The sequence below is a fragment of the Cellulomonas septica genome, from assembly GCF_012396155.1.
In the GTDB taxonomy this organism is placed as follows: domain Bacteria; phylum Actinomycetota; class Actinomycetes; order Actinomycetales; family Cellulomonadaceae; genus Cellulomonas; species Cellulomonas septica.
In genome coordinates, this window is record NZ_JAAXOY010000249.1 from 1 (window position 1) to 4,714 (window position 4,714).

Below are 4,714 nucleotides of genomic sequence, written 5' to 3' on the forward strand. Positions count from 1 at the left end.
CGGACGAGCCCGTCGTCGCCGGACCGTCCGCGAGCGCGTCGACGCGCGGCGCGGCCGCCGCTCCGCCCGTCAGGCGCGGGATGACGGCCCGCCGGTGGGCGAGACCGAGGAGCCCGAGGACCCCGAACAGCGCGACCTTCGCGAGCAGCAGCACGCCGTAGGTCGTCGTGAGGTCGGACCAGCCGTCGGTCCGCAGCAGGCCGTTGACGAGCCCGGACACGGCGACGGCGACGAAGCACCAGCCGGCGATCACCGAGTACCGCGCGACCGACGCGGACAGGTCGGTGCCGACCCACCGGACGACGACGGCGAGCGCGGCGAGCGCCCCGATCCAGACGGCCGCGCCGACGAGGTGCACGACCATCGACGACGTCGCGAGGTCGTGCCCGGACGCCCCCGCGGCGTGCCCGGTCTGCGCCTGCTGGTAGAGCGCGACGAGCACGACGACGGCGGCGAGGGTCACCACCGCGAGGGCGGCGATCCCGGCGATCAGCCAGCGGCGGCGACGAGGCGCCGGTGCGGGCGGGGAGAGGGGCGGGTGGTCCGTGGTGCGTGCCGTCATCCGAAGAGGCCCTTCAGGTAGGTCTTGACGGAGTCGGCGGTGCGGGTCACCACCCCGTCGTTCGTGAGGTGGAGCTCCGCGGTGACGGGGGTGCCGGCCGACACCAGCCCGTCGCGCCCCTCGACGAGGTCGTCGCCGGTGATCGTGAAGACGGCCTGCGCCTGCCCCCCGACGGTCTCGACCGCGTTCCGCTCGACGGTCGCGTCGATCTCGCGCTGGTCGGGCAGGACGATCGTCACGGCGGCGCCGTCGGGCACGCGTGCGTACTCCTTGGCGGACAGCGTGTACTCGGCCTGCACGTACAGGGTGCCCGCGCGCTGGACCGTGGCGAGCTCGGCCGCCGACTGCACGAACGTGCCGCGCTCGGAGCCGACCTTGGTGACGGTGCCGTCGCCGGTCGCGAGGATGACGAGCTTGCCGTCGGGGTCGATCTGGGTCGCCTCGGTCGCCTGGCGGGCGAAGCCGTTGCGGATGTCGTACTGCAGGGTCGCGGAGTCGATGACGAACAGCGGGTCGCCCGTCTTCACGGTGTCGCCCACGTCGACCTTCTGGTCCACGACGAGCCCCGAGTACGGGGTCCCGACGCTGTAGGTGCGGGCGAGGATCTGCGCGGAGTCGCTCTGCGCGACGCCTCGCGTCTCGTTGAGCTGGTAGGTGGCGAGTGCGGCGATCACGGCGACGACGATCACGCCGACGACGAGTCTGATGCGGCTGGCCCAGGTCATGCGGCACCTCCGGTGAGTGCGAGCTGCGGGTCGGCCGCGTCCTTGCGACGGGTGGACTCCTGGTCGGCACGGGCGGCGCGGGCCGCGAGACGGCCGGCGTGCCCCTCCTTCCAGGCGGTGACGACGAAGCCGCCGAGGATCAGCGTGTTCGTCGCGTTCCAGGCGAGCGCGAGGCTCAGGTAGCCGTTGCCGAGGTCCTTCCAGACGCCGACGACGGTGGTGAGCAGCAGGAACACGAAGAACATGACCTGCGGCTGCATGAACGCGAACGGCGAGCGGTACGCGCCCTTCTGGCCGGTGACGTGCCACTTCTGGTCCTTGCGGAACACCGCGTTGATCAGGGCCCGCGTGTAGATCGGGAACGACACGGACGCGAGCAGCAGCACCTCCCACCGGAAGGAGCCGAGCGTGTAGAACGCCAGCACGATCTGCATGACGTAGAACCCGGCGTAGTAGAGCGCCCACTGGCCGGGCGTGATCGACAGGTTCATCGGGGTGAGGTCGAAGAAGATCTGCAGCGGCGGCACGAGCAGCAGGAGCAGCGGCGCGATCCCCGTGAGGTAGTGCGTAGCGGTCACCGTGTACATGAGCCGCTGGTCCATCGTCAGGCGACGCTTCCGGGACAGCGGGTTGTGGGTGAGCATGATCTCGAAGCCGCCGGTCGCCCAGCGCAGCTGCTGCTTCGTGTACGCCTCGACGGTCTCGGGCGTGTCACCGACGGCGAGCGTCGTCGGGATGTAGATGGTCCGCCAGCCCTTCTCGTGGAGCATGAGCGACGTCCAGACGTCCTCCGACTTCGAGTCGGAGTAGATGCCGCCGACGGAGTCGATCGCGGCCCGCCGGAAGATCACGTTGGTGCCGACGCAGAACGCGGCGTTGAACCGGTTCCGGCCCGGCTGCACGAAGCGGTAGAACACCGCCTGCATGTAGCCCGCGCCGCGGCTGATGATCGTGTGCAGGTTGCCGTACGTCTGCGGCGTCTGGACGAACGCGACGTCGTCGGCCGCGAAGAACGGCACGGTCTCGTGCAGGAACTCGGGCTTCGGGATGAAGTCCGCGTCGAACACGACGAAGAAGTCGCCGCGCGTCAGCGACAGCGCGTGGTTGATGTTCCCCGCCTTCGCCCCGTTGCTCGACAGGCGCCGCACGTAGCGGGCGCCGAGCTCGGCGGCCAGGTCGCGGACCTCGTCGCTGCGGCCGTCGTCGAGCACGTAGGTGTCGTGCCGGCCCTGCATGGCGACTGCCGCGGTGACGGTGCGCCGGATGGTGTCCAGGTCCTCGCCGTACGTCGTGATGAAGACGTCGACGCTGATCGGCCACTCCTGGAGGTACATCCGCCAGTCCTGCGGACGCTTCTCGGCCTTGTCGCGGACGATCTCCGCGATGTCGTAGAGCCTGTCCTGCGCGAGGTGGAACGCGAAGTTCCGCGGGTTGTGCCCGCTGGACAGCACGGTCCACATCGCCAGCAGCGCGTGGACCACGAGCACCGTCTCGGCGAGCATCACCATCACGTACGGCAGCCAGTCGCCCCGGTTGGCCGGGTTGAGCAGGAAGATCGCGTAGACGATGACGCCGGTCGCCGCGAGCAGCACGAGCAGCAGCAGCGACGGGCTCTGGGCCTCGTCGTTCTCGGGTGTGCGGGTCGGTCGGATCCGTTCGGCTTCGGTCCTGCGCGGCTCGATCACGAGCCTGTCGAAGGTTGTGGCCACGTTCGCCCCCATGTGGTCGTCCGGTCGAGCGGAGGGCTCGTGACAGAACCCTCCGTTGCGACGGCGACGCTGGCGCCGGGCCCACGAGATGCGGGAGCGCCGCGGGAACCCGGTTGCGTCGGTCAGGTTCCCGGCGGGCGTCGCCGCCCCGTGATGTCGACGAACGTACGGAGGTATGTCAGGTGTGTCCACGCCGGTCCGGTGTGCACCAGGTCACAGTTCGGCGCTTTCCGGACGAACCGGAGATGAACGCCCACGGGCGAACGGGCAGGTGGGCGGGGGTGCCGACGGCGTCGCTCGTGGCGGGCCGCGCGTCCACGCAGAAACGTCCTACGTCTCAGCGAGCGAGACGTAGGACGTTCCCTGGGGCAACGTTCTCGCACGTCCGGGTGGGTGGGTGACCCCCGGACGGCCGTCAGCCGAGGCGGGGCACGACCTCCCGCGCCACGAGGTCCAGGTGGTCGAGGTCGTGCAGGTCCAGGACCTGCAGGTACACCCGCGACAGTCCCTGCTCGCGGAGGCTGCCCAGGCGGTCCACGGCCTCGTCGACCGTGCCTGCGATGCCGTGCTCGCGCAGCTCGTCGACCTCGCGCCCGATCGCCGCCGCACGCCGCGCGATCTCCGCCTCGTCCGTGCCGACGCACAGCACGAGCGCCGCCGAGCGGACCAGGCTCTCCTTCGCCCGGCCGGCCTGCTCGAGCGCGCGGTCGACGTTCGCGAGCTTCGACTCGACCTCGTCGAACGCCGGGAACGCGAGGTTGAACTCCGCCGCGTAGCGGGCTGCGAGCGCGGGCGTCCGACGCGGGCCGCTGCCGCCGACGATGACCGGGACACCGGCCTTGGACCCGTCGAGCGGCGACTGCTGCACCGGCTTCGGCAGCGCCGGCGAGTCGGTCAGCGTGTAGTGCGCGCCCGCGTGGTCGAACGTCTCCCCCACCGGCGTGCCCCACAGGCCCGTCACGACCGCGAGCTGCTCCTCGAGGATCCCGAACCGCTTCTCCGGGAACGGGATCCCGTACGCCGCGTGCTCCTGCGCGAACCACCCCGTGCCCAGCCCCAGCTCGACGCGGCCGCCCGACATCTGATCCACCTGCGCCACCTGGATCGCGAGGATCCCCGGGTGGCGGAACGTCGCTGACGACACCAGCGTGCCCAGCCGGATCCGGCTCGTCTCGCGCGCGAGCCCCGCGAGCGTCGTCCACGCGTCCGTCGGCCCCGGCAGGCCGTCGCCGCCCATCGTGAGGTAGTGGTCGGACCGGAAGAAGGCGTCGAAGCCCAGGTCCTCGGTGGCCTTCGCCACCGCGAGCAGGTCGTCGTACGTGGCCCCCTGCTGGGGCTCGGTGAAGATGCGCAGATCCATGCCCCCACCCTCACACGCGCCGCGACCACCGCACGCCGTCGCCGCCGGTGGTGGCGGGACACGGGGTCCTGTCGCACCTGCCCCCGCCGCATCCGCGGCGAGGCGGGGTGGGGCGTGAGGGGCGACGGCAGGGGCGGGTGTGAGGACGTGGTGGTGAGGGGCGAGGTGGGTGAGAGGGCCGGTCAGAGGGGTCCTGCGCGGGCGCGGGGTCGCCGGGCGCGTGCGAGGGTGGAGGGGTGCCGCACCGACCGCTGACCTCGTCCGCCCGGGCCGCCGACGCGCTCGCGGTCGCCGACTGGCGACGCCGCGTGGCCGAGACGTACGCCGACGTCCGCCGGATCGCCGTCGACGACCCGCC

4 protein-coding genes are annotated in these 4,714 nt (G+C 71.6%); all 4 read right to left on the minus strand.

Going from position 1 to position 4,714, the window contains the following annotated elements:
- Positions 1–562, minus strand: a 562-nt coding sequence (locus tag HGA02_RS10745; RefSeq protein ID WP_246247663.1) for a copper resistance D family protein, incomplete at its 3' end; no start/stop codon positions are given.
- A complete protein-coding gene (locus tag HGA02_RS10750) occupies positions 559–1,287 on the minus strand; it encodes an efflux RND transporter periplasmic adaptor subunit (RefSeq protein ID WP_168679004.1) in 729 nt (242 codons plus the stop codon). The genes HGA02_RS10750 and HGA02_RS10745, both read right to left, overlap by 4 nt.
- Positions 1,284–2,996, minus strand: coding sequence for a glycosyltransferase (locus HGA02_RS10755; RefSeq protein ID WP_168679005.1), 1,713 nt, complete (start codon positions 2,994–2,996; stop codon positions 1,284–1,286). The genes HGA02_RS10750 and HGA02_RS10755 overlap by 4 nt, the downstream gene beginning before the upstream one ends.
- Before the next feature lie 415 nt (positions 2,997–3,411).
- A complete protein-coding gene (locus HGA02_RS10760) occupies positions 3,412–4,356 on the minus strand; it encodes an LLM class F420-dependent oxidoreductase (RefSeq protein ID WP_168679006.1) in 945 nt (314 codons plus the stop codon).
- Between the last annotated feature and the right edge of the window lie 358 nt (positions 4,357–4,714).